The sequence below is a fragment of the Enterobacter sp. A8 genome (assembly GCF_004296595.1).
Lineage (GTDB): Bacteria > Pseudomonadota > Gammaproteobacteria > Enterobacterales > Enterobacteriaceae > Enterobacter > Enterobacter cloacae.
In genome coordinates this window covers 74,637-96,771 of the sequence record NZ_SCMF01000001.1, presented here as the reverse complement: position 1 = coordinate 96,771, position 22,135 = coordinate 74,637, and the positions used below count along the sequence as shown (strand labels likewise).

Below are 22,135 nucleotides of genomic sequence, written 5' to 3'. Positions count from 1 at the left end.
TCAACATGAAAAACGTCATGATAGTCGGGGCAACGCGAACGCCGATTGGCAGTTTTCGCGGTTCGCTCTCTCCCCTTTCCGCCGTTGAACTTGGTGCTGTCGCGGTGCTCCGCCTGCTTGAGGAGAGCTCGCTTTCGGCAGGTGACACAGACGAACTGATTTTTGGGCAGGTGCTGACGGCAGGCTGCGGACAAAACCCGGCACGTCAGACGGCTATCGCCGCCGGACTGCCCGTCAGTACCCCTGCCACCACGGTCAATCTGGTCTGCGGCGCGGGGCTGAAGGCGGTACAGCTTGCGGCACAGGCTATCCGCTGTGGAGACGCAGAGGTGGTGATCGCGGGCGGTCAGGAGAGCATGAGCAATGCCCCTTACCTACTGGATGGCGCCCGTTCCGGGCTGCGTTTTGGCCACACAGGCCTGCAGGACAGCATGATCGTCGACGGCCTGTGGGATGCGTTTAACGATTACCACATGGGGATCACTGCGGAAAACGTCGCCCGGCAGTACGGCATTTCACGCGAACAGCAGGATGCCTTCGCCGCCGGGTCACAGCAAAAGGCGGCGTCTGCCATCGAATCTGCTCGCTTTGAGGCCGAGATTACCCCTGTAACGGTGAAACAGGGCAAGAAGCCGCCATTGGTGATTCGTCATGACGAACAACCCCGGCCAGGAACCACCGCAGAACAGCTTGCGCAACTACGCCCCGCGTTTCGCCAGGAGGACGGCACGGTCACGGCGGGGAATGCCTCCACCCTGAACGATGGCGCCGCCGCGGTGTTGCTGATGAGCGAAGAAAAAGCGCGGGCGAGCGGACTACCGGTGCTGGGCCGGATCGTGAGCTACGCCGTTACCGGGGTTGACCCGTCCGTAATGGGCATCGGCCCCGTCAGCGCCTGCCAGACCGCGCTGGCGCGGGCAGGCTGGACGCTGGATGAGGTGGATCTCATCGAAGCCAACGAAGCTTTTGCCGCGCAGGCGCTGGCGGTTGGTAACCTGCTTGGCTGGGATGCGCGCAAGGTAAACGTTAACGGTGGCGCTATCGCGCTGGGCCATCCGATTGGTGCATCCGGCTGTCGGATCCTTGTGACGCTGCTGCATGAGATGCAGCGCCGTGACGCCAAAAAAGGGCTGGTCACTCTGTGCATAGGCGGCGGGCAAGGCATTGCGCTGACCGTCGAGCGTTAAACCTCTCGTGAATACCCGAATATAACAACAGTAAGGAGTCGCAATGAGTGTGTTAATTGCCCTGGCGGCGCTGGCGCTGCTGATGCTGGCGGCCTATCGCGGATATAGCGTTATTCTTTTTGCGCCCATTGCGGCGCTGGGTGCCGTGCTGTTAACCGACCCGGGCGCTGTCGGCCCGACGTTTACCGGCCTGTTTATGGAAAAGATGGTGGGCTTCGTCAAGCTCTACTTCCCGGTGTTCCTGCTGGGCGCCGTGTTTGGCAAGCTGATTGAACTCTCCGGCTTCTCACGCTCCATTGTTGCCGCAGCGATTCAAATCCTTGGCCGCCGCCACGCCATTCCGGTGATTGTGCTGGTCTGCGCACTGTTAACCTACGGCGGCGTGTCGCTCTTTGTGGTGGCGTTTGCCGTTTATCCTTTCGCCGCCGAACTGTTTCGCCAGAGCGGGATCCCCAAACGGCTGATCCCGGCGACCGTGGCGCTGGGGGCGTTCTCGTTCACCATGGACGCCCTGCCCGGCACGCCGCAGATCCAGAATATTATCCCCACCAGCTTCTTCGGCACTAATGCCTGGGCTGCCCCCTGGCTGGGGCTGATTGGCTCGCTGTTTATTATCTGCTTTGGCCTGCTCTGGCTGGAGCGCCAGCGGCGGAAAGCGCTCAATAACAATGAAGGTTACGGCACGGATCTGAAAAACGAACCGGAAACGCCGGAAAGCATTAACCTTCCCCATCCGCTGATTGCGATTTCCCCCCTGCTGGTGGTGGGGATCCTCAACCTGCTGTTTACCCGCTGGATCCCCGGCTGGTATGGCACCAGCCACGAGCTGACCCTGCCCGGGCTGGCAAAGCCGATTGTGACCGAGGTCAGCAAGATCACCGCCATCTGGGCCGTGGAAGCCGCGCTGATTTCCGGTATCGTGCTGGTGCTGATCTTTGGTTTTCGCAACATCCGGGGACGTCTGGCGGAAGGCAGCCGGACGGCAGTGAGCGGCGCGATCCTGGCGGCGATGAATACCGCCTCGGAATATGGTTTCGGTGCAGTTATCGCCGCCCTGCCCGGCTTTCTGGTCTTATCCCACGCGCTGGCGGCTATTCCGAACCCGTTACTGAATGAAGCGATCAGCGTAACCGTTCTCGCCGGGATCACCGGTTCGGCTTCAGGCGGGATGAGCATTGCGCTGGCGGCCATGGCAGATAGCTTTGTCGCCGCCGCCCATGCCGCGAATATTCCGCTGGAGGTCCTGCACCGGGTGGCTTCTATGGCCAGCGGTGGCATGGATACACTGCCCCATAACGGCGCGGTGATTACGCTGCTGGCCATCACCGGTCTTAGCCATCGTCAGGCCTATGGCGGTATTTTCGCCATCACGATCATCAAAAGTCTGGCGGTGCTTTTTGTCATTGCCGTGTTCTATCTCACCGGCATTGTGTAAGGAGAATAAAATGAATCTGAACGGTAAAACGGCGCTGGTGACCGGCTCGACCAGCGGGATTGGTCTGGGCATCGCCCGCGTACTGGCAAAGGCCGGAGCACAGCTGATCCTCAACGGTTTTGGCGACAGTGACGCAGCAAGAGAAGAGATCGCCCGGCTGGGGAAAAAACCGGGTTATCACGATGCAGATCTGCGTGACGCCCTGCAAATCGATGCGATGATGCGCTACGCCGACACGCAGTTCGGCGGGGTGGATATTCTTATCAATAATGCCGGGATACAGCATGTCGCCCCGGTTGAGGCGTTCCCGGTGGAGAAATGGAACGACATTATTGCCATTAACCTGTCGTCGGTGTTTCACACCAGCCGACTGGCGCTGCCTGCAATGCGCGAGAAAAACTGGGGACGCATCATTAATATCGCCTCCGTGCATGGGCTGGTGGCATCAAAAGAGAAGTCAGCCTATGTCGCCGCCAAGCATGGGGTGGTCGGTTTTACAAAATCCCTGGCGCTGGAGACTGCCCGCACCGGTATTACTGCTAACGCCATCTGCCCGGGATGGGTGCTTACGCCGCTGGTTCAGCAGCAGATCGACAAACGTATCGCAGAAGGTGTGCCTGCGGATCGGGCGCGCGAGCAGTTGCTTGCGGAGAAACAGCCATCAGGAGAGTTTGTTACGCCAGAACAGCTGGGTGAACTGGCGCTGTTTTTATGTAGCGACAGCGCCGTGCACGTGCGGGGCGCGGCGTGGAATATGGACGGCGGGTGGGTCTCCCAGTGACGTATCGGCCGGGCAAGCCTGTGCTTCCCGGCCAAAACATTAGCTTGAGCAGCTGACCTCCAGCCGCTTGCCCCAGTCAGGCGGGCGGCTGACATAATCGTCGTCCCGGTCGGCAAACGGCGTGCGCAACGCTACGTGCAGCCGGTGTAATTCTGCATACTCACCTTGCTCCGCCTGCTCAATCGCCCGCTGCGCCAGCCAGTTGCGCAAGACCATCGCCGGGTTCGCCGCGTTCATCTGCGCCTGCCGGGTCGCGTCATCCACCTGCTCTTGTTGCAGGCGCGCGCGGTAAGTGGCAAACCAGTCGTCAAACGCCTGTCGGTCGATAAACTCATCGCGCAGCGGTGAGGCGGCGCTATGCTGCTCTGTCTGGCCGAGCATACGGAAGGTACGGGTATAGTCGCTGCCCTCACGCGCCATGAGCGCAAACAAGCCATTCAGAATAGTGTTATCGCCCTTCTCCTGCGTCATCAGCCCCAACTTGTTGCGCATCAGCGTGCCGTATTCGCGCAGCAATGTCTCCTGATAGCCGTCGAGCGCATCATTCAGGGCATCAACGTCGATAAACGGCGACAGGGATTGCGCCAGACGCTGCAGATTCCACAGCCCCACCGCCGGCTGATTGTCAAAGCTGTAGCGCCCCTGATAGTCCGAGTGGTTGCAGATATACCCCGGCTGGTAGTCATCGAGAAAACCAAACGGACCGTAATCAAAGGTCAGCCCCAGAATTGACATGTTGTCGGTGTTCATCACGCCATGAGCAAAGCCTACGGACTGCCAGCGGGCAATCATGATTGCCGTGCGGGCAACCACATCCCGGAACCAGAGGTGGTATTTGTCGGCCTCGTCCTGTAACTGCGGCCAGTGCCGTCGGATGGCGTAATCGGCAAGCTGGCGTACGTTTTCCGGCTCGCGGCGATAATAAAAGTGTTCAAAATGGCCGAAACGCAGATGGCTTTGCGCAATGCGCATCAGCATGGCGCCTTTCTCTACCGTTTCGCGGACCACCGGGGTGTCACTGGTCACTATCGTCAGCGCGCGCGTGGTGGGAATACCCAGCGCATGCATCGCTTCCGACGCCAGACTTTCACGGATGGTTGAGCGCAGTACCGCGCGCCCGTCGCCCATGCGTGAATAGGGTGTGAGACCCGCCCCTTTCAGGTGCCAGTCGACCGTCTCTCCGCCGGGGAGCTGTTGTTCGCCGAGCAGGATCCCACGGCCGTCCCCCAGCTGTCCCGCCCAGACGCCAAACTGGTGTCCGCTATAGACCTGAGCGAGGGGCTGCATGCCATCGAGCAGCGTTTCCCCTCCCCAGACGCCCGCGCCGTCTGAAGGCTGGAACATTTCCGGTGGGATAGCCAGGTCGTTCGCCAGCGAATCGTTATGCCAGACAAGACGGGAATGATGTAATGGTGTTGGTTTGAGTGCGGTATAAAAACCCGGCAACTCGTCATGCCAGTGCGCAGTAAAAGACAGGGTCATAAGTCCTCCTGCTTTTAGTGTAGAGGGTTTACCCGGACTTAAACACGGGCGAAAGAAAGGGTTATCACTGAACCAGCGTGGTGACGCGCTCTGCAGTTACGGCAGGCCACAGCGCCCCCTGCATGGCACCAAAGTTGAAGGATAAAACGCGCTGCAACAGGGCATGATCGTCAATACCGGCGACGAGCACAGACTGACAATGTGACGTTATTTGCCACAGAATAGCACGCATAAAGGGCTCAAAAGAAAGCGCTGCCGCGTGCTGCTGGATAAACCCTTTGTCCAGAATGACACGTTTAAACAAACCATCATAAACGGCTTTAAGCGAGGCTTCACCGGCACCAAAGTTTGCCAGCACCAGCGGAAAATGAATCGCCATTCTCGCCAGTTCAGGATCGTCTTTTCCGTTATTTAAACCTGGATAATTCTCATTAACAGTAAACTCAAGAAACGGATAACGCTCAAGTATTGAAACAGCGTTCCCATTACTTAATAAAAACTCAACTATTACAGGTGTAATATTGATCCATGCAATTAACTGATGCTGAATAAAAAACAGTTTGCAGGTATCAAGCAATTGCAGTTTTTCTTGAAACAGCGCTAACTCTTCTGCCGGCGTCAGACGTGGGATAACGAGTTCAGTGGGGATCCGTACATCGCTGCCGACGCCAGTAAAGTTAACCGTCACCTCTAATCCTTTAAGCTCACCGGCATTATTGCGGGCAGGCTGGAGCAACAGCTCAGACTGGTAGGCATTATCTAACGTAATAATCATTGCACTCGCCCCGCATTAAAGATGAGAGAGGACATCCTGGAGCAATTGCTGACACAATTCCACTGTCTTGATTTTAATAAGTTTAATTTCATTAGATCCGTATTAATTTTCAGATTTATCCCTGAATCTAAAATAATCTTATCCTGGTTGCTGCGTAATAGCCAGTTTTAGATAAAACAGACACATAAGGACATAAGTAATTTGTTGTAAATTTAACTTTAATCATCTTATTTGCAAAAAAACGGCATGGTTTAATTGTGCCATGCCGTCAGAAATGCGTGGTCGGTGGCGGACTAAATACGTCGTGCCTGCCAGAAATTTTTACGCCAGTAAACATTATCGAGGGAAGAACGCATCACCCCACGACTGGTCGAGGCATGAATAAACTGGTTATCCGTATCATAAATGCCAACATGCAGACCACTTTCACCCGAGCCGGTTTTGAAAAAAACCAGGTCGCCGGGTAACAACTCATCTTTATCAATTTCGGTACCGATTTCAGCTTGTTTGCGCGTTTCGCGTGGAAGCTGCAAATCAAACTTATCCCGGAACGTCATCAGCACAAAGCCGGAGCAATCTACCCCACCGCGACTCATGCCACCGTAACGATACGGTGTCCCGCGCCAGTTGCTCAGCTGATCGTTCAGGCTGGCAATCACGGTGATTGAATCTGAAAGTCGTGGGTTAGGCGGCGGTGCGCGATGGCTACTGCATCCCGCAAGAAATAACGCTGCCACCATGAGAAACCAGAATCGCATGTCCAGACGAATCCTCTGCTTTTTTTATTCTTTTCGTAATTTAGCGTGCAATGGCGCTAACAGGCAAGAAACGGTTACTCGTGTGCGGTAGAAATCAGCATCTTATGCCCTTCGATATCCAGCCTGCGGAACGGCATATGGTAAGCACGAGCGAGATTTGGCGGCGTAAGGACGCTATCACGCGTGCCGCTGGCAATCATCTTCCCGCGCGCCAGAAGCCAGACGCTGTGCGCATGGCGCAGCGTATGGTTCAGGTCATGGCTGCTCATCACCACGGCAATGCCTTGTCGACACAGCGCGCTGAGGAGCGTTTCCAGCGCCGCCTGTTGCGCCACGTCCAGACCACTCATCGGCTCGTCCAGCAACAACAGTCGCCCGTGAGGGTTGCCCGCCGGATGGATCTGAAGGATCACCGCCGCCAGACGGACGCGCTGCCACTCGCCACCGGAAAGCTGGCTGGCATGCCGGGAAAGTTTGTCCTCTAACCCCAACGCCGCCGCCACTTCGGTGAGCAGCGCGGTCTGCTGTTTATCGTGCAGATGCAGCATCAGATAGTGCCAGACCGGCATCGCAAACGGCGGGACCTGCTGCTGAACAAGGTAGCTCCGCCGGTGCGCCAGCGCGACCGCCGACCAGTCACTCAGGGGGCTATCGAGCAAGGTGATCGAGCCTGGCCCGACTGTCAGCCCCGCCATGCGCGCCAGCAGCGTACTCTTCCCTGCCCCGTTCGGCCCCACCAGATGCAGGATTTCACCTGCACGGATGGCCGCCGTCACCGGCTCCAGACGCCCCGTCTCGGCAACGTCCGTGAGCTGCATCAGCTGCGTCATTATTTCGCCAGCGCCAGCTTGATTGACTCCATGACGATAGGATCTTCAGGCGTCATATCCGGAGAAAAACGCTGAACGACCTGGCCGTCACGACCAATCAGGAATTTTTCGAAATTCCACAGGATGTCGTCCGGATAGAGCGGTGCTCGCCCTTTGCTGGCCATACGCTCGTAAAAGCCACTGCCTTCCGGTGCCACGGCGGTCGGCGCGGCGGCGACCAGTTTGGCATACAGCGGGTGACGATTTTCGCCATTCACATCAATTTTGCTGAACATCGGGAACGTCACGCCATAGGTGGTGCTGCAAAACGTTTTGATCTCCTCTTCGCTGCCCGGCTCCTGACCCAGGAACTGATTGCACGGGAAGCCCAGTACGGTAAAGCCGTCTTTCTCCCAGGCTTTCTGAATGTTCTCCAGCTGCTCATACTGCGGCGTCAGACCACATTTGGAGGCTACGTTCACAATGAGCAACACGTTGCCTTTGTAGCGTTCCAGGGTGGTTTTGTCCCCGTCGATGGTGGTCACTTCGGTATTCAGAATATCAGACTGCATAGCATTTCCTCAGGTTATCGATTTAACGTCCAGCTTTTAATAGTAGCCAGATAAACACCGGCGCGCCCAGCGTGGCGGTGACCACACCGATGGGCAACTCAGCGGCGTTCAGGGCGAGCCTGGCGATGATATCCGCCACCAGCAGCGTTGCCGCACCGGCCACTGCCGAGGCGGGAAGTAAGATTCGATGGTCGGTGATGCCACACAGACGCAACATGTGCGGGATAACCAGCCCGATAAAGCCAATCGCCCCCGCCAGCGCCACGCTCACTCCCACCAGCCAGCCAATTGCAATCACCAGCGCGTTGCGCCAGACGCCAATCGGCATCCCAAGCTGGCGGGCTGAGGTTTCACCAAGAGCGAGAATATTCAGCGGCTGCGACTGCACGCCCGCCCACAGTATGACCGGGACCAGCAGCATCATCAGCCAGCCCTGCCGCCAGTCTACGCCGCCAAACCCGCCCATCATCCAGTACATCAGCTGACGCAGATCGAACGAGGTGGAGAAGTAGACCGCCCAGGTCATCAACGCGCTGCAGATGATCCCCAACGCAACCCCGGCAAGCAGCAGCCGACTGGTTGATAAATGGCGTCGTGCGAAGCGCAGGAGAATAAGGGTGATCAGCAATGCCCCGAGAATGGCGCTGAGGCTAACGCCCCAGGGGGAAAGCGCCCCACCGCCGAGCATCACCGCGGCAATCAGCCCTACACCGGCGCCATTTGAGACACCGAGCAGCCCCGGCTCTGCCAGAGGGTTTTCAAACAACGCCTGCATAATGGTGCCTGAGAGCGCCAGCGCGGCACCGACCAGGATCACCGCCAGCGTGCGCGGCAGACGAATTTGCCAGACGAAAAGCTGCCCTTCAGGACCAAACCAGCATGCCGGGCTTAGCCACTGGTCGCCGGCACACAGGCTGAAACCGGCGGCAACAAAAAGCAGCAGCACCAGCAAAAGCAGGCGGCGTCGATCGGAACGCTGTTGGCGATGGGCAAAATCAAGCATGTGTACGGTTTTATTAGCGTGAGATGTAATTGATTTTACGGCGGGTTTGCCAGCGAGAGCAAAGAAAAAAGGCCGCGAAAGCGGCCTTTTTAGTTAGTTCATATTACTCTGTTTTGGGCGTTGCGTTTTCGACACGGCTTTTTAACTTCTGTCCGGGTCTGAAGGTCACCACGCGGCGGGCTGTAATGGGAATATCTTCCCCCGTCTTCGGGTTACGGCCCGGACGTTGGTTTTTGTCTCGCAAATCAAAATTGCCAAAGCCGGAGAGTTTTACCTGCTCACCATTTTCCAGAGCACGACGGATCTCTTCGAAAAACAGCTCTACCAGCTCTTTGGCATCCCGTTTGCTAAGCCCAAGCTTATCAAACAGATATTCTGACATTTCAGCTTTTGTAAGCGCCATAGGTTCAATCCCTCAATGATGCCTGGAATCGCTCTTTTAATGCCTCTACACATTTGGCGACGGTAGCGGCAATCTCCTCTTCTTCGAGTGTACGGCTGGTATCCTGAAGGATAAGGCTGATAGCGAGGCTCTTGAAACCTTCTGCTACGCCCTTGCCGCGGTACACGTCAAATAAGTTTACGCCAACTACCTGATTTACGCCAACTTTCTTACACTCGGCCAAAATATCTGCTGCAGGCACGTTTTCAGCGACCACAACCGCGATATCACGGCGGTTTGCCGGGAAGCGAGAGACGTCCTGCGCCTGTGGAATTACGCGGTCTGCAACCGGACTCCATTCCAGCTCAAACACGATGGTACGGCCGTTCAGGTCCAGTTTACGTTCCAGTTCAGGATGAACAACGCCAATAAAACCAATGCGTTTGCCCGCTAAATAGATAGCCGCACTTTGGCCCGGATGGAGTGCCGGAATGGCTTCTGCACGGAATTCAATTTCAGATAATTTACCGGTCAGATCGAGAATCGCTTCCAGATCGCCCTTCATATCGTAGAAATCAACCGTGCCTTTTGCCAGGTCCCAGTGCTCTTCATAGCGATTACCGCTGATGGCGCCAGCCAGCATGAGATCCTGACGGATGCCTAAATTTGCCTGATTATCCGGCACAAAGCGCAAACCGCTTTCGAAAATTCGCACACGGTTTTGCTGACGATTCTGGTTGTAGACAATCGTGCCCAGCAGGCCGGTCCACAGAGACAGGCGCATTGCCGACATCTCGCTGGAAATCGGGCTTGGCAGGATCAGCGCCTCCTGGCCTGGATGGATCAGCTGCTGCAGCTTAGGATCGACAAAGCTGTAGGTGATCACTTCCTGATAACCTTTGTCGTTCAGCATGGTTTTCACACGCTTCAGGGAGAGATCGGCTTCACGGTGGGAGCCCATCACCAGACCGGCCTGTACCGGCTCGTCAGGGATGTTGTTGTAGCCGTAGACGCGGGCCACTTCTTCTACCAGATCTTCTTCAATCTCCATGTCGAAACGCCATGACGGCGCAACGGCTTTCCACTCGTCCTGCCCTTCCGTCACGTCGCAACCCAGACGTTTCAGAATATCGGTGACCTGTGCATCGGCAACGTGGTGGCCAATCAGGCGATCGAGCTTGCTGCGACGCAGGGTAATGGTCGCGCGCTTCGGCAGCGTGTCTTCGTTGGTTACATCAATAACCGGGCCCGCTTCGCCGCCGCAGATGTCGATCAGCAGACGGGTCGCACGTTCCATCGCTTTGTACTGCAGCGCCGGGTCAACGCCACGCTCGTAGCGGTGAGAGGCATCGGTGTGCAGACCATGACGACGCGCACGACCGGTAATAGAGAGCGGGCTGAAGAAGGCACATTCCAGCAGAACGTTTTGCGTTTCATCGTTCACGCCAGAGTGTTCGCCACCGAAGATCCCGCCCATCGCCAGCGCCTTACCGTGATCGGCAATCACCAGCGTGTCGGCATTCAGTTTTGCTTCGCTGCCGTCCAGCAGAACCAGGGTTTCACCCTCTTTCGCCATACGCACGATAATCCCGCCGTCGATACGATCTTTATCGAATGCGTGCATTGGCTGGCCCAGTTCCAGCAGAACATAGTTGGTCACGTCAACAACCGCATCAATAGAACGGATACCGCAGCGACGCAGTTTTTCTTTCATCCACAGCGGGGTTGGCGCTTTGACGTTGATACCTTTCACCACACGACCGAGGTAGCGTGGGCAGGCCTCAGGCGCGTCTACCTGAATAGGCAGGACGTCACTGATGGTAGCAGCAACCGGGACGATCTCCGGCGCGTTCAGTTCGGTCTGGTTCAGCACCGCAACATCGCGAGCCACGCCGATAATCCCTAAGCAGTCTGCACGGTTTGGCGTCACGCTGATTTCGATGGTGTTGTCATCAAGCTTCAGGTATTCGCGGATATCGGTGCCGATTGGCGCATCCAGAGGCAGTTCAATAATGCCGTTGTGATCGTCGGAAATACCCAGCTCGGAGAACGAGCACAGCATGCCTTCAGACGGCTCGCCGCGCAGTTTGGCCGCTTTAATTTTGAAATCGCCCGGCAGCACAGCGCCGACAGTCGCCACGGCCACTTTCAGGCCCTGACGGCAGTTTGGCGCGCCGCAGACGATATCCAGCAGACGATCGCCACCCACATTAACTTTGGTGACGCGCAATTTGTCAGCGTTAGGATGCTGACCACATTCAACCACTTCGCCCACGACCACGCCGGTGAAGGCGCCAGAAACCGGCTCTACACCGTCAACTTCCAGACCCGCCATGGTGATCTGGTTGGAAAGCGCTTCGCTGTCCAGCGTGGTGTTCACCCATTCGCGTAACCACAGTTCACTGAATTTCATTGTTCTGTCCTGCCCTTATTTAAACTGTTTGAGGAAACGCAGATCGTTTTCGAAGAATGCACGCAAATCGGTCACGCCATAACGCAGCATGGTCAGACGCTCCATGCCCATCCCGAACGCAAAGCCGGAGTAAACTTCCGGGTCGATACCCACGTTGCGCAGTACGTTCGGATGCACCATGCCGCAGCCCAGCACTTCCAGCCATTTGCCGTTTTTGCCCATCACGTCCACTTCCGCAGACGGTTCGGTGAACGGGAAATAGGACGGACGGAAACGAACCTGCAGATCTTCCTCAAAGAAATTGTTCAGGAAGTCGTGCAGCGTGCCTTTCAGGTTGGTGAAGCTGATGTTTTTATCAACGATCAGCCCTTCCATCTGGTGGAACATTGGGGTGTGGGTCTGATCGTAATCGTTACGGTACACGCGGCCCGGTGCAATGATACGGATCGGGGGTTCCTGCTCCTTCATGGTACGGATCTGTACGCCAGAGGTCTGAGTACGCAGCAGACGGGTGGCGTCGAACCAGAAAGTGTCGTGGTCAGCACGTGCCGGATGATGGCCTGGAATGTTCAGAGCGTCGAAGTTATGGTAATCATCTTCGATTTCCGGGCCAGTCGCCACGGTAAAGCCGAGCTCACCGAAGAAACTTTCAATACGATCGATGGTACGAGTCACCGGATGCAGGCCACCGTTTTCGATACGGCGCCCAGGCAGAGAAACATCGATCGTCTCTGCCGCCAGACGCGCATTCAGCACGGCACTTTCCAGCGCCGCTTTACGCGCGTTCAGAGCCTGTTGCACCTGCTCTTTGGCTTCGTTTATCACCGCACCGGCTGCCGGGCGCTCTTCAGGCGGCAACTCACGCAGGGTAGTCATTTGAAGGGTCAGATGCCCTTTCTTACCCAGATATTCGACGCGGACATTGTCTAACGCGGCAACATCTGAGGCCTGATTAATAGCGGCTGTTGCACTGGCAACCAGCTCTGCGAGATGTGACATGATTTTCCTCATTATGTCGGTACAGACACCGATTTGGTGGACGTATTCTCTCAAATTCAGGCACAAAAAAAGCCTCCATCGGGAGGCTTATCTGGCGCTGTTTTTCGTTTCATCTTTCACGCGCTAGCCTCCTGAAGTCAGGTGCTAAAGTAAAAGAAGAAGCGGAAAATAGCAGCATTCATGCTTGCGTTACCTTGTGTGGTAAAAACCGTTAAGACCTTATTGAAAAGCCTGCACGGATAAAAGTCAATCTTCTGATAAGGTTATACCCTAAATAATTCGGAACGAACGCAGCCAACGCAGGTACAGCTTGAAGTATGACGGGTATATGAAAAGAGGGAGCCAGGCCCCCTCTCTCAACTGGCTTATGCCAGTGCTGCTTTCGCTTTTTCGACCAGCGCGGTGAACGCGACTTTGTCGAATACTGCGATGTCAGCCAGGATCTTACGGTCGATTTCAACAGAGGCTTTTTTCAGGCCGTTGATGAATTTGCTGTAAGAAATACCGTTCTGACGTGCTGCTGCGTTGATACGCGCAATCCACAGTTGACGGAACTGACGCTTACGCTGACGACGGTCACGGTAAGCGTACTGACCTGCTTTGATAACAGCCTGGAAGGCAACGCGGTATACGCGTGAACGCGCACCGTAGTAGCCTTTAGCTTGTTTCAAAATTTTCTTGTGACGTGCACGTGCAATTACACCACGTTTTACGCGAGCCATGTGTGCTCTCCTGTATCTATTCTAAGTTAAAAAAGTTAAACGTTAACGACTTATGCGTACGGCAGGCACGCGATAACCAGGCCCAGATCGCCTTTAGAAACCATGGCTTTTGGACGCAGGTGACGTTTACGCTTGGTAGCTTTCTTAGTCAGAATGTGACGCAGGTTAGCGTGCTTGTGCTTAAAACCACCTTTACCGGTTTTTTTGAAGCGCTTAGCAGCACCGCGTACGGTCTTAATTTTTGGCATTTTAATAACTTCCACTTCGCATTGTTAAATAAACGAAACATAGGCGAGCAAAACCTATGAGGCCCGAAGGCTCCACAGATTTTGCTGCTTGAAGGCCTTACTGTTTCTTCTTAGGAGCGAGCACCATGATCATCTGGCGGCCTTCGATCTTCGTAGGGAAGGATTCGACTACTGCCAGTTCACTCAGATCGTCACGGACGCGGTTAAGCACTTCCATACCAATCTGTTGGTGGGCCATTTCACGACCGCGGAAACGCAGTGTGATCTTGGCCTTATCGCCATCTTCCAGAAAGCGAATCAGGCTGCGGAGTTTTACCTGATAATCGCCATCGTCGGTACCAGGACGGAATTTAATTTCCTTAACCTGGATAACTTTTTGCTTCTTCTTCTGTTCCTTAGAAGACTTACTTTTTTCATAAAGGAACTTGCCGTAGTCCATGATACGACAAACTGGCGGTTCGGCGTTAGGGCTGATTTCAACTAAATCTACTCCAGCTTCTTCAGCTTTTTCGATTGCTTCTCTCAGACTCACAATCCCCAGCTGCTCGCCTTCCAGACCTGTTAAGCGAACTTCCTGGGCGCGAATCTCGCCATTGATACGATTCGGACGTGCCGTTTGAACTCGTTTTCCGCCTTTAATACCTTATTCCTCCAGTTGTTGAAGACTGCGGCTGCGAATCTCTTGTTGCAGCTTCTCAATCACTTCACTTACGTCCAGGCTGCCCAGGTCTTTACCACGGCGGGTGCGAACGGCAACTTTGCCTGCTTCCACCTCTTTATCACCACAGACCAACATATACGGGACACGACGTAAAGTGTGCTCGCGGATTTTAAAGCCAATCTTCTCATTTCTCAAGTCTGCTTTTACGCGAATGCCCGCATTTTGTAGTTTCTGCGTCAATTCTTTAACGTAATCCGCCTGAGAATCGGTAATGTTCATGACCACTACCTGCACCGGCGCAAGCCAGGTTGGGAAGAAGCCCGCGAACTCTTCGGTCAGGATGCCAATGAAGCGCTCCAGAGAACCGAGAATAGCACGGTGAATCATTACAGGGACCTGACGCTCGTTGTCTTCGCCAACGTAAGAGGCGCTTAAACGCTGAGGCAGGGAGAAGTCCAGCTGTACTGTGCCGCACTGCCAAGCTCTGTCGAGACAGTCATACAGGGTAAATTCAATTTTCGGACCGTAGAAGGCGCCCTCACCCAGCTGGTATTCAAACGGAATTCCGTTCTCTTCCAGCGCCACGGCGAGATCCGCTTCTGCACGATCCCAGGTCTCATCGCTACCAATACGTTTTTCCGGACGCGTTGAGAGTTTGACCACGATCTTCTCGAAGCCAAAGGTACTGTACATATCGTAGACCATACGAATACAGGCGTTAACTTCATCACGTACCTGATCTTCAGTACAGAAGATATGCGCATCATCCTGCGTAAATCCACGAACACGCATCAGACCGTGCAGCGCACCTGATGGCTCGTTACGGTGGCAGCTACCGAACTCTGCCATACGCAGCGGCAGATCGCGGTAAGATTTCAGACCCTGGTTAAAGATCTGAACGTGGCCCGGGCAGTTCATTGGCTTGATGCAGTATTCACGGTTCTCAGAAGAGGTGGTGAACATCGCATCTTTGTAGTTGTCCCAGTGGCCGGTTTTTTCCCACAGCACACGGTCCATCATGAACGGACCTTTCACTTCCTGATACTGGTACTCTTTCAGCTTGGAACGCACGAAGGTTTCCAGTTCACGGAAAATAGTCCAGCCGTCGTTATGCCAGAAGACCATACCCGGTGCTTCTTCCTGCATATGGTACAGGTCAAGCTGTTTACCGATTTTACGGTGGTCACGCTTCGCCGCCTCTTCCAGGCGCTGCAGGTAGGCGTTCAGGGCTTTTTTATCTGCCCACGCGGTACCATAAATACGCTGCAACATCTTGTTGTTGCTATCGCCACGCCAGTAGGCGCCAGCAATTTTCATCAGTTTGAAGTGATGGCAGAAGCGCATGTTCGGCACGTGCGGCCCGCGGCACATGTCGATGTATTCCTGGTGATGATACAAGCCAGGCTTGTCATCATGAGCAATGTTCTCATCAAGAATAGAGACTTTATAGCTCTCGCCACGCTTCACGAAGGTTTCACGCGCTTCGTGCCAGCTGACTTTCTTCTTAATGACGTCATAGTTGGTTTCGGCGAGCTCGTGCATACGTTTCTCGAGCGCGTCGATATCTTCCTGGGTCAGGGTGTGGTCAAGGTCAACGTCGTAGTAGAAGCCGTTGTCGATAACCGGGCCGATCGCCATTTTGGTGTTTGGCCACAGCTGTTTGATGGCATGACCTAACAGGTGCGCACAGGAGTGACGAATGATCTCCAGACCTTCTTCATCTTTTGCGGTGATGATAGAGAGTTGCGCGTCGTTTTCGATCAGATCGGATGCATCAACCAGCTCACCGTTCACACGGCCCGCGATGGTCGCTTTCGCGAGTCCAGGACCGATGTCCAGGGCAACATCCATTGGGCTAACGGCGTGGTCGAAATGGCGTTGGCTGCCATCAGGAAGAGTAATTACAGGCATTTTATATCCTTATTTGCAGTGATGCCCCACACATAAGAGCATATACAAAGAAAATAATCATAGTTTAACAAGAGATTACGACACCATCTGACCAACAATCGTCAAATTGGCTCGTCATCCTGCACCTGCCAAAATCAGAATAATGCCGGTTTACGGCAGGCTTTCTAATGGTAACACTAATGACAGGGCGTATGCACCCTCTGCGACCAGTTTGAACGTATGAGGGCACGATCGCCTGCCAGAGCTCGCAATACCCGATTGTTGAGCTATTCTTGAACAGGTCCTGACACAGCCATGAGGCATCACATGAATGTATCCAGTAGAACCGTAGTGATATTGAATATACTTTCTGCTGCCGGTTTAGCGTTGATCCTTGCCGAGAGATTTCATTGGTTCTAGCCCAACCGATGATGTGGCATAACCTTCTGTCCCCGACAGCGCGTATTTTGATAGACTGAAGGCATCAACAGACAAGGATTAGGTTATGCCAACTAAACGATTTGCCGTCAAACACTGGAAAATGGTGCTGGTCTTAATTGCCATCTGCGGTGCAATGCTGCTATTGCGTTGGGCGGCGATGATTTGGGGCTAAGCGGGAATTTGACGCTACGGCGTACGGAATAAAACACGTTATCGATATTCCACCTGTTTTTCGTCAAGGCGAAATACAGGTGGAATAATGGCGTACACAATTACCTGTCAGGACCATTCACCTGCTACCAGTTTATGTACATCAAACGCGTCATTCATTGATTGACCGGTAGACGGCGCGCCCGGCGCGATGTTTGACCCGGCTTCAACGTCAGAAGCGCGAGTCATTCCAACCTGACTGGCATCATCTGCAGCGAATACACCAAACGAAAGTGCAGAAAGCACCATGGCTGCAGCAGTATTTTTGATTTTTTTCATACTATTATTCTCTTTCTGAAGACATGCAATACTTCTCAAGGCAAATAAATGCCTGTGTATTGAGTATAACGCTGGTTCATCCTTTTGCCTCGCCTGGTTATTATCAATTTGTGTCAAATAAACAGAATGCGGTCTGGCCAGGATGAATTATGAAGAAATTAAGAAGATTTTTGAGGACCAATTATTTTAAAACGGCGTTTAATATAAAACAGCACAGTTTCTGAAAATAAAAAACGGGCCGAAATAATCGGCCCGTCTGCATTACATCTTATAGCCCAGTGAAACGGTGGTTCTGCGGTCGGTATGATCCGGCGCAGTCTCTGGAGGCGAAGAGTTCCAGGTCACGTTATAGGCCACTTTCAGGCCAAAGTGTTCGTTGATGTCCACATTCAGCGCTGTCTCAGAATTCAGCGTTGTGTCCTCGGCGCCAAACACAGAAACACCCTGGGTGAACTTCGTGTTGTCGGTCATCTGCCAGGCGTAGGTGCCAGACGCATAGCCGAGCGGTTGCGTTTTGGTATCGCCGTCGGTGAACTCGTCATAACGGACACCCGGACCGAATTCGAAGCGGAAGCTATGAACCGGACCGTTCAGGAACTGACGACCATAACCTGCGGTGAAGACATCGCGTTGACGATAGCCGTTGTAGCGGTCAGTCAGCCAGCTTGCCTGGCCAAACAGGTAGTCATAGTCAGTCATGTTGTAACGGCTACGTCCACCTACCGCGTATTTCTCGGAGGAGCGTTCATCGTTAGCGGAGGTGTTGCTGGCGTTTCCCCACAGAGACCAGGCGGTGGTGTTACCGTACCAGGTCAACGTGCTATCCGCCGTCAGAGAGGAGCTTTTCGTGTTACCGGATTGCGCCAGGTACCCGGCGTTCAAATTACCTTCAAAAGGTTTTTTCGCCGCGGTGGGATCGTCCATGACAGTAAAAACGGAATCATCAGCGGTTGCGCTCATAGCCGCAAACACGCCACCCGCCAGCATCAGTGCAGCGGGCACTGTCTTCAAAAGCTTCATTTTATTAAGGAGTCCGTACAACAAAAAAAGAGACCACACGGTCCCGGAAACTTTCTTGAGGATCAATGACAAGGCGTCCAGAGAAAGGTAACAAATTATAAAAAGCCGCAAATAACATAGCAATGTTTTCTTATTTCATTTTTTGAATAAGAACGATCCCAAAATGCGTTTTATTTTATATATCGCTTAGCCTTCGCTTTGTCATTATTCATATTGAAAATCATACTGTTATTTACATTGCCTTCCTGCCAAATGGTGCCAGACTAAAAGGAACCCACGCTAAAAGGAGGTAATGATGGTTTCTATCTACACTCTCACGCTCTCCCCTTCCCTCGATTCCGCCACCCTCACGCCGCAGATTTACCCGGAAGGTAAACTTCGCTGCAGTGCCCCGGTGTTTGAGCCCGGCGGCGGGGGGATCAACGTGGCACGCGCCATCACCCATCTCGGTGGGAAAGCCACGGCGATATTCCCCACAGGCGGTGCCACCGGCGAACATCTCGTCTCTCTGCTGGCAGATGAACAGGTCGCCGTGGAGACGGTCGAGGCCAAAGACTGGACACGTCAAAATCTGCACGTGCACGTGGAGTCCAGCGGAGAGCAATATCGCTTTGTGATGCCAGGCGCCAGACTGAGCGACGACGAGTTCCGTCAGCTTGAAGAGAAAGTGCTGACGATTGAAAGCGGTTCACTGCTGGTCATCAGCGGCAGTCTGCCACCCGGTGTCAGTACGGAAAAGCTGACGGCGCTCATTCGGGCCGCACAGCAGCGCGGCATCCGCTGTATTGTAGACAGCAGCGGCGAGGCGTTGCAGGCAGCGTTAGAGCCGGGAAATCTTGAGCTGGTCAAACCAAACCAGAAAGAGCTGAGCGCGCTGGTTAACCGCGAACTTACTCAGCCGGATGATGTGCGCAGCGCGGCCCAGGAGCTGGTGCGCACGGGTAAAGCGCGGCGCGTAGTGGTCTCTCTTGGCCCGCAGGGGGCGCTGGCCGTGGATGAAACGGGGTCAGTGCAGGTTGTCCCGCCGCCGATGAAAAGCCAGAGTACCGTAGGCGCAGGCGACAGCATGGTTGGGGCAATGACGCTAAAACTGGCGCAGGACGCGACGCTGTTAGAGATGACACGCTACGGCGTGGCGGCAGGTAGCGCGGCAACCATCAACCAGGGAACGCGGCTGTGTTCGCTGGCCGATACGCAAAAAATTGTCGATTACCTGTCCCGAAATTAACCCGCTTTCCCCTTCGCGCTGAAGGGGAAATGCAGTGCAAAGTCGCCAAACACACACTATCGACTATGCTAAGAAAACTTTCATGATAACAACGAGGTGAATTATGAGCAGTGGTGACATCACCCGCTACGTCGTTACCGTCAACATTCATGAAGCGTCGCTGACCGAGCTGAATGAGCTTAACAACGCCTTTACCCGGGCCAATTTCCTGCTCACGCTGACGGATGAAGAAGGCAATATTCATGATTTAGGCACGCTGGCATTCGGCCTGATAAGCGCCCTCAGCGAAGAGGAGGTTCGCGCGCTGGCTGAAAGCCTGGCTGAGAGCGTGACCGATAAACCTGCCGAAATTGATGTGGATACCTGGGAAACCTGGCAGAAAAAAGAACAATAAGTGCCCTGCATGAAGGTAAACCGCTCAGGTGTGCGTTAGTTCGTATTTTTTTACCGCAGTTATGCGCTAACTTTATGATCTGGCAGACAACATGGGAGAGAGATCATGTGGCAGGCTATCAGTCATCTTTTACGTGAACAACTGGGCGAAGGTGAAATTGAACTGCGTAACGAACTGCCAGGCGGAGAGATCCACGCCGCATGGCATATACGCTACTCAGGGCGCGATCTCTTCGTAAAATGCGACGAGCGAGAGTTGCTCCCGATTTTCACCGCCGAAGCCGATCAACTGGAACTGTTGTCGCGCAGCAAAACGGTCACCGTCCCGGAGGTGCTGGCCGTGGGCAGCGACCGCGACTACAGCTTTCTGGTGATGGAATACCTCCCTGCCCGTCCGCTGGATGCCCACAATGCGTTTATTCTGGGACAGCAGATAGCGCGCCTGCATCAATGGAGCGACCAGCCGCAGTTTGGTCTCGACTTTGATAACGATCTCTCCACCACACCACAACCGAATGCCTGGCAACGCCGCTGGTCGACCTTTTTTGCCGAGCAGCGTATCGGCTGGCAGCTTGAGCTCGCCGCCGAGAAAGGCCTCGAATTTGGCAACATTGATGCTATCGTCGAGCATATACAGCAGCGCCTGGCCTCTCATCAGCCTCAGCCTTCTTTGCTGCACGGCGATTTGTGGTCCGATAACTGCGCGCTGGGCCCCAATGGGCCGTATATATACGATCCGGCCTGCTACTGGGGCGACAGAGAGTGCGATCTCGCCATGCTGCCCCTGCACCCCGAGCAGCCGCCACAAATTTATGACGGCTATCAGTCAATCTCCCCCTTACCGCAGGGCTTCCTCGACCGTCAGCCGGTGTATCAGCTTTATACCCTGATGAACCGCGCAATTCTGTTTGGGGGTGAGCATCTGGTGAACGCACAGCGGGCGCTTGAGCGCGTACTGGCCGCGTGAAGGCAGGACGGGTGGCCTCAGGCCACCCTGTGATTATAAAAAGCCGAGCAGTGAGAAAAAGAAGTATCCCGCCACAATAATGATCACCGGCAGGACATAGAGCGGAAAGATTTGCAGGAAGATAGAGTGACGTGGCACCACGATGCGGGACTCGATCTGTTCACGCGTCATCCCTTCCGGGCCTTTGGCCTGTTCCAGAATCATCTGGTCTTCCACCCCTTCACGTAAAAAACGGGTCTGACGGCTCATGCGTGCGCCTGACGCCTGTAACGCCATGGCGATAAAAATCAGCGCATAAATCACCCAAAACCCGATATTCAGCTGCTGGTGAAAGTCCGGCGTGGGCGAGTTGAACCAGAAGATATTCAAAAATGGCGTGTTAAAACGCATCATCTCAATCATGACATGCGCAAAATCAAGCATGACCGCATTGATACCCGGCTGTTTTTCGCTGTGATCGTACATAAACTTGAGCACAGAAATCAGCGTAGAAATAACGGCAGGAATAAAAATCACCCAGCCAGCAACCCGTTTTAAGACAGCAATGCGTCCAGCTTGTTGATACGTCATCAGTTCCTCTTCATAAAGACGCGTTATTTGTGGCTAAGTCTACCTCCTGACCGTCATTTTCGCCCGATCTTTAAAGGCAATATGCTAAATTGCAGATTGTACTTAGCACGTATCGTCTGTCGTACACCCTTAATAAGGAGACGTTGTGATGTCGACACCGCGCCAAATTCTTGCCGCTATTTTTGACATGGATGGATTACTGATCGATTCCGAACCGCTCTGGGATCGTGCTGAACTGGACGTCATGGCCAGCCTCGGCGTCGATATCAGCCGCCGCCATGAACTTCCGGATACGCTGGGCTTGCGTATCGATATGGTGGTTGACCTGTGGTATGCCCATCAGCCATGGGTGGGCCCGGATCGCGATGAGGTCACCGCCCGCATTATCAGCCGCGCCATTGCGCTGGTGGAAGAGTCCAGGCCGCTGCTGCCGGGCGTCCGTGAAGCTGTCGCCCTGTGCAAGGCGCAGGGGCTGAAGGTGGGACTGGCCTCCGCCTCCCCGCTGCACATGCTGGAAAAAGTGCTCACCATGTTTGAGCTGCGTGACAGTTTCGATGCGCTGGCCTCTGCGGAAAAGCTCCCCTACAGTAAGCCCCATCCCCAGGTGTATATGGACTGTGCTGCTAAGCTCGGTCTTGATCCGCTAACCTGCGTGGCGCTGGAAGATTCCGTTAACGGCATGGTGGCCTCTAAAGCTGCGCGGATGCGTTCCATTGTCGTTCCTGCTGAAGAGGGCCGACACGATCCCCGTTTTGCGCTTGCCGACGTGAAGCTAAACTCCCTGGCTGACCTGACGGTGCAACACCTGCGAGGCGAATAAACGCTCTGTTTCAGGCAGCCTCGTGCTGCCTGAAAATAAAATAAAACACCGTTCCATTTCTGTTGCATTTCTCACGCCCGACTCCTATTC

The 22,135-nt window shown here is 54.4% G+C and carries 26 protein-coding genes and 1 other annotated feature; of the genes, 9 read left to right on the top strand and 17 right to left on the bottom strand.

Going from position 1 to position 22,135, the window contains the following annotated elements; all coding sequences use genetic code 11:
• The first annotated feature begins 5 nt into the window (after nucleotides 1–5).
• Genes EQV24_RS00515 through EQV24_RS00505 form a run of 3 tightly spaced genes read left to right on the top strand, consistent with a single transcriptional unit; the run spans nucleotide 6 to nucleotide 3,403 of the window.
• Nucleotides 6–1,187 carry an acetyl-CoA C-acetyltransferase gene (locus tag EQV24_RS00515; protein WP_130626011.1) on the top strand — a complete coding sequence of 394 codons (1,182 nt, stop codon included), beginning with the start codon at nucleotides 6–8 and terminating at the stop codon, nucleotides 1,185–1,187.
• 43 nt (nucleotides 1,188–1,230) lie between these two features.
• Complete coding sequence (locus tag EQV24_RS00510; RefSeq protein WP_130626010.1) at nucleotides 1,231–2,622, top strand: GntP family permease; 1,392 nt, start codon at nucleotides 1,231–1,233, stop codon at nucleotides 2,620–2,622.
• Nucleotides 2,623–2,632: 10 nt separating this feature from the next.
• Nucleotides 2,633–3,403, top strand: coding sequence for a 3-hydroxybutyrate dehydrogenase (locus tag EQV24_RS00505; protein ID WP_130626009.1), 771 nt, complete (start codon nucleotides 2,633–2,635; stop codon nucleotides 3,401–3,403).
• Nucleotides 3,404–3,442: 39 nt separating this feature from the next.
• Here EQV24_RS00505 and selO read toward each other — a convergent pair whose 3' ends face one another.
• The 14 genes from selO to thrS all read right to left on the bottom strand — a co-directional run bounded on the left by selO (nucleotide 3,443) and on the right by thrS (nucleotide 16,138).
• The gene (gene selO, locus EQV24_RS00500; RefSeq protein ID WP_013096994.1) at nucleotides 3,443–4,885 is read right to left on the bottom strand and encodes a protein adenylyltransferase SelO; all 1,443 of its coding nucleotides are present in this window, start codon (nucleotides 4,883–4,885) and stop codon (nucleotides 3,443–3,445) included.
• 64 nt (nucleotides 4,886–4,949) lie between these two features.
• Nucleotides 4,950–5,660 carry an EAL domain-containing protein gene (locus EQV24_RS00495; RefSeq protein ID WP_020688361.1) on the bottom strand — a complete coding sequence of 237 codons (711 nt, stop codon included), beginning with the start codon at nucleotides 5,658–5,660 and terminating at the stop codon, nucleotides 4,950–4,952.
• 293 nt (nucleotides 5,661–5,953) lie between these two features.
• Nucleotides 5,954–6,418 (bottom strand): NlpC/P60 family protein, encoded by a 465-nt coding sequence (locus EQV24_RS00490; protein WP_023620702.1) that lies wholly within the window; start codon nucleotides 6,416–6,418, stop codon nucleotides 5,954–5,956.
• 74 nt (nucleotides 6,419–6,492) lie between these two features.
• Nucleotides 6,493–7,248, bottom strand: coding sequence for a vitamin B12 ABC transporter ATP-binding protein BtuD (gene btuD, locus EQV24_RS00485; protein WP_130626008.1), 756 nt, complete (start codon nucleotides 7,246–7,248; stop codon nucleotides 6,493–6,495).
• Nucleotides 7,248–7,799, bottom strand: a complete 552-nt coding sequence (locus tag EQV24_RS00480) for a glutathione peroxidase (RefSeq protein ID WP_020688363.1) — start codon at nucleotides 7,797–7,799, stop codon at nucleotides 7,248–7,250. Before EQV24_RS00480 ends, btuD begins: the two co-directional genes overlap by 1 nt.
• A 22-nt stretch (nucleotides 7,800–7,821) precedes the next feature.
• Complete coding sequence (gene btuC, locus EQV24_RS00475; protein ID WP_057071555.1) at nucleotides 7,822–8,802, bottom strand: vitamin B12 ABC transporter permease BtuC; 981 nt, start codon at nucleotides 8,800–8,802, stop codon at nucleotides 7,822–7,824.
• 103 nt (nucleotides 8,803–8,905) lie between these two features.
• Nucleotides 8,906–9,205: an integration host factor subunit alpha gene (gene ihfA, locus EQV24_RS00470; protein WP_013097001.1), complete on the bottom strand. Its 300-nt coding sequence runs from the start codon at nucleotides 9,203–9,205 to the stop codon at nucleotides 8,906–8,908.
• A gap of 4 nt (nucleotides 9,206–9,209) precedes the next feature.
• A complete protein-coding gene (gene pheT, locus EQV24_RS00465) occupies nucleotides 9,210–11,597 on the bottom strand; it encodes a phenylalanine--tRNA ligase subunit beta (RefSeq protein ID WP_045295826.1) in 2,388 nt (795 codons plus the stop codon).
• A gap of 15 nt (nucleotides 11,598–11,612) precedes the next feature.
• Nucleotides 11,613–12,596, bottom strand: coding sequence for a phenylalanine--tRNA ligase subunit alpha (gene pheS, locus EQV24_RS00460; protein ID WP_013097003.1), 984 nt, complete (start codon nucleotides 12,594–12,596; stop codon nucleotides 11,613–11,615).
• 62 nt (nucleotides 12,597–12,658) lie between these two features.
• Nucleotides 12,659–12,783 (bottom strand) — a sequence feature (Phe leader region).
• The gene (pheM, locus tag EQV24_RS23630; RefSeq protein ID WP_001386830.1) at nucleotides 12,734–12,778 is read right to left on the bottom strand and encodes a pheST operon leader peptide PheM; all 45 of its coding nucleotides are present in this window, start codon (nucleotides 12,776–12,778) and stop codon (nucleotides 12,734–12,736) included. (Overlaps the previous feature by 45 nt.)
• 178 nt (nucleotides 12,784–12,961) lie before the next feature.
• Complete coding sequence (gene rplT, locus EQV24_RS00450; RefSeq protein WP_000124850.1) at nucleotides 12,962–13,318, bottom strand: 50S ribosomal protein L20; 357 nt, start codon at nucleotides 13,316–13,318, stop codon at nucleotides 12,962–12,964.
• A gap of 50 nt (nucleotides 13,319–13,368) precedes the next feature.
• Nucleotides 13,369–13,566 (bottom strand): 50S ribosomal protein L35, encoded by a 198-nt coding sequence (gene rpmI / locus EQV24_RS00445; RefSeq protein WP_001124225.1) that lies wholly within the window; start codon nucleotides 13,564–13,566, stop codon nucleotides 13,369–13,371.
• 97 nt (nucleotides 13,567–13,663) lie between these two features.
• Nucleotides 13,664–14,206 (bottom strand): translation initiation factor IF-3, encoded by a 543-nt coding sequence (gene infC / locus EQV24_RS00440; RefSeq protein WP_023616141.1) that lies wholly within the window; start codon nucleotides 14,204–14,206, stop codon nucleotides 13,664–13,666.
• A 3-nt stretch (nucleotides 14,207–14,209) separates the two neighbouring features.
• Nucleotides 14,210–16,138, bottom strand: coding sequence for a threonine--tRNA ligase (thrS, locus tag EQV24_RS00435; RefSeq protein ID WP_013097005.1), 1,929 nt, complete (start codon nucleotides 16,136–16,138; stop codon nucleotides 14,210–14,212).
• A gap of 294 nt (nucleotides 16,139–16,432) precedes the next feature.
• Between thrS and yncL the strand changes: the two genes are divergently transcribed.
• Entirely contained in the window at nucleotides 16,433–16,537 is a 105-nt protein-coding gene (gene yncL / locus EQV24_RS00430) for a stress response membrane protein YncL (protein ID WP_071829997.1), read from the top strand.
• An 85-nt stretch (nucleotides 16,538–16,622) separates the two neighbouring features.
• Nucleotides 16,623–16,730, top strand: a complete 108-nt coding sequence (gene yniD / locus EQV24_RS00425; protein WP_008500658.1) for a small membrane protein YniD — start codon at nucleotides 16,623–16,625, stop codon at nucleotides 16,728–16,730.
• A 107-nt stretch (nucleotides 16,731–16,837) separates the two neighbouring features.
• Here yniD and EQV24_RS00420 read toward each other — a convergent pair whose 3' ends face one another.
• Together EQV24_RS00420 and EQV24_RS00415 are read right to left on the bottom strand one after the other, a co-directional pair.
• Nucleotides 16,838–17,047, bottom strand: a complete 210-nt coding sequence (locus tag EQV24_RS00420; protein WP_013097006.1) for a hypothetical protein — start codon at nucleotides 17,045–17,047, stop codon at nucleotides 16,838–16,840.
• 261 nt (nucleotides 17,048–17,308) lie between these two features.
• The gene (locus EQV24_RS00415) at nucleotides 17,309–18,067 is read right to left on the bottom strand and encodes a YdiY family protein (protein WP_013097007.1); all 759 of its coding nucleotides are present in this window, start codon (nucleotides 18,065–18,067) and stop codon (nucleotides 17,309–17,311) included.
• 295 nt (nucleotides 18,068–18,362) lie between these two features.
• On the opposite strand from EQV24_RS00415, the gene pfkB reads away from it, so the two are divergent.
• From pfkB to EQV24_RS00400, 3 genes are all read left to right on the top strand, one after another.
• Nucleotides 18,363–19,295 carry a 6-phosphofructokinase II gene (gene pfkB, locus EQV24_RS00410; RefSeq protein ID WP_128311961.1) on the top strand — a complete coding sequence of 311 codons (933 nt, stop codon included), beginning with the start codon at nucleotides 18,363–18,365 and terminating at the stop codon, nucleotides 19,293–19,295.
• Between the two features lie 103 nt (nucleotides 19,296–19,398).
• Nucleotides 19,399–19,689: a type V toxin-antitoxin system endoribonuclease antitoxin GhoS gene (gene ghoS, locus EQV24_RS00405; protein ID WP_013097009.1), complete on the top strand. Its 291-nt coding sequence runs from the start codon at nucleotides 19,399–19,401 to the stop codon at nucleotides 19,687–19,689.
• 105 nt (nucleotides 19,690–19,794) lie between these two features.
• Entirely contained in the window at nucleotides 19,795–20,655 is an 861-nt protein-coding gene (locus EQV24_RS00400; RefSeq protein ID WP_013097010.1) for a fructosamine kinase family protein, read from the top strand.
• A 33-nt stretch (nucleotides 20,656–20,688) separates the two neighbouring features.
• On the opposite strand, the gene EQV24_RS00395 is transcribed toward EQV24_RS00400, so the two are convergent.
• A complete protein-coding gene (locus tag EQV24_RS00395; protein WP_013097011.1) occupies nucleotides 20,689–21,225 on the bottom strand; it encodes a YniB family protein in 537 nt (178 codons plus the stop codon).
• 148 nt (nucleotides 21,226–21,373) lie between these two features.
• On the opposite strand from EQV24_RS00395, the gene hxpB reads away from it, so the two are divergent.
• Complete coding sequence (gene hxpB / locus EQV24_RS00390) at nucleotides 21,374–22,045, top strand: hexitol phosphatase HxpB (protein WP_013097012.1); 672 nt, start codon at nucleotides 21,374–21,376, stop codon at nucleotides 22,043–22,045.
• Nucleotides 22,046–22,135: the final 90 nt, after the last annotated feature.

Coding starts and splice junctions, on each gene's coding strand:
- EQV24_RS00515 (WP_130626011.1), top strand. CDS start 6: ATGAAAAACGTCATGATAGTCGGGGCAACGCGAACGCCGATTGGCAGT.
- EQV24_RS00510 (WP_130626010.1), top strand. CDS start 1,231: ATGAGTGTGTTAATTGCCCTGGCGGCGCTGGCGCTGCTGATGCTGGCG.
- EQV24_RS00505 (WP_130626009.1), top strand. CDS start 2,633: ATGAATCTGAACGGTAAAACGGCGCTGGTGACCGGCTCGACCAGCGGG.
- selO (WP_013096994.1), bottom strand. CDS start 4,885: ATGACCCTGTCTTTTACTGCGCACTGGCATGACGAGTTGCCGGGTTTT.
- EQV24_RS00495 (WP_020688361.1), bottom strand. CDS start 5,660: ATGATTATTACGTTAGATAATGCCTACCAGTCTGAGCTGTTGCTCCAG.
- EQV24_RS00490 (WP_023620702.1), bottom strand. CDS start 6,418: ATGCGATTCTGGTTTCTCATGGTGGCAGCGTTATTTCTTGCGGGATGC.
- btuD (WP_130626008.1), bottom strand. CDS start 7,248: ATGACGCAGCTGATGCAGCTCACGGACGTTGCCGAGACGGGGCGTCTG.
- EQV24_RS00480 (WP_020688363.1), bottom strand. CDS start 7,799: ATGCAGTCTGATATTCTGAATACCGAAGTGACCACCATCGACGGGGAC.
- btuC (WP_057071555.1), bottom strand. CDS start 8,802: ATGCTTGATTTTGCCCATCGCCAACAGCGTTCCGATCGACGCCGCCTG.
- ihfA (WP_013097001.1), bottom strand. CDS start 9,205: ATGGCGCTTACAAAAGCTGAAATGTCAGAATATCTGTTTGATAAGCTT.
- pheT (WP_045295826.1), bottom strand. CDS start 11,597: ATGAAATTCAGTGAACTGTGGTTACGCGAATGGGTGAACACCACGCTG.
- pheS (WP_013097003.1), bottom strand. CDS start 12,596: ATGTCACATCTCGCAGAGCTGGTTGCCAGTGCAACAGCCGCTATTAAT.
- rplT (WP_000124850.1), bottom strand. CDS start 13,318: ATGGCTCGCGTAAAACGTGGTGTAATTGCACGTGCACGTCACAAGAAA.
- rpmI (WP_001124225.1), bottom strand. CDS start 13,566: ATGCCAAAAATTAAGACCGTACGCGGTGCTGCTAAGCGCTTCAAAAAA.
- thrS (WP_013097005.1), bottom strand. CDS start 16,138: ATGCCTGTAATTACTCTTCCTGATGGCAGCCAACGCCATTTCGACCAC.
- yncL (WP_071829997.1), top strand. CDS start 16,433: ATGAGGCATCACATGAATGTATCCAGTAGAACCGTAGTGATATTGAAT.
- yniD (WP_008500658.1), top strand. CDS start 16,623: ATGCCAACTAAACGATTTGCCGTCAAACACTGGAAAATGGTGCTGGTC.
- EQV24_RS00420 (WP_013097006.1), bottom strand. CDS start 17,047: ATGAAAAAAATCAAAAATACTGCTGCAGCCATGGTGCTTTCTGCACTT.
- EQV24_RS00415 (WP_013097007.1), bottom strand. CDS start 18,067: ATGAAGCTTTTGAAGACAGTGCCCGCTGCACTGATGCTGGCGGGTGGC.
- pfkB (WP_128311961.1), top strand. CDS start 18,363: ATGGTTTCTATCTACACTCTCACGCTCTCCCCTTCCCTCGATTCCGCC.
- ghoS (WP_013097009.1), top strand. CDS start 19,399: ATGAGCAGTGGTGACATCACCCGCTACGTCGTTACCGTCAACATTCAT.
- EQV24_RS00400 (WP_013097010.1), top strand. CDS start 19,795: ATGTGGCAGGCTATCAGTCATCTTTTACGTGAACAACTGGGCGAAGGT.
- EQV24_RS00395 (WP_013097011.1), bottom strand. CDS start 21,225: ATGACGTATCAACAAGCTGGACGCATTGCTGTCTTAAAACGGGTTGCT.
- hxpB (WP_013097012.1), top strand. CDS start 21,374: ATGTCGACACCGCGCCAAATTCTTGCCGCTATTTTTGACATGGATGGA.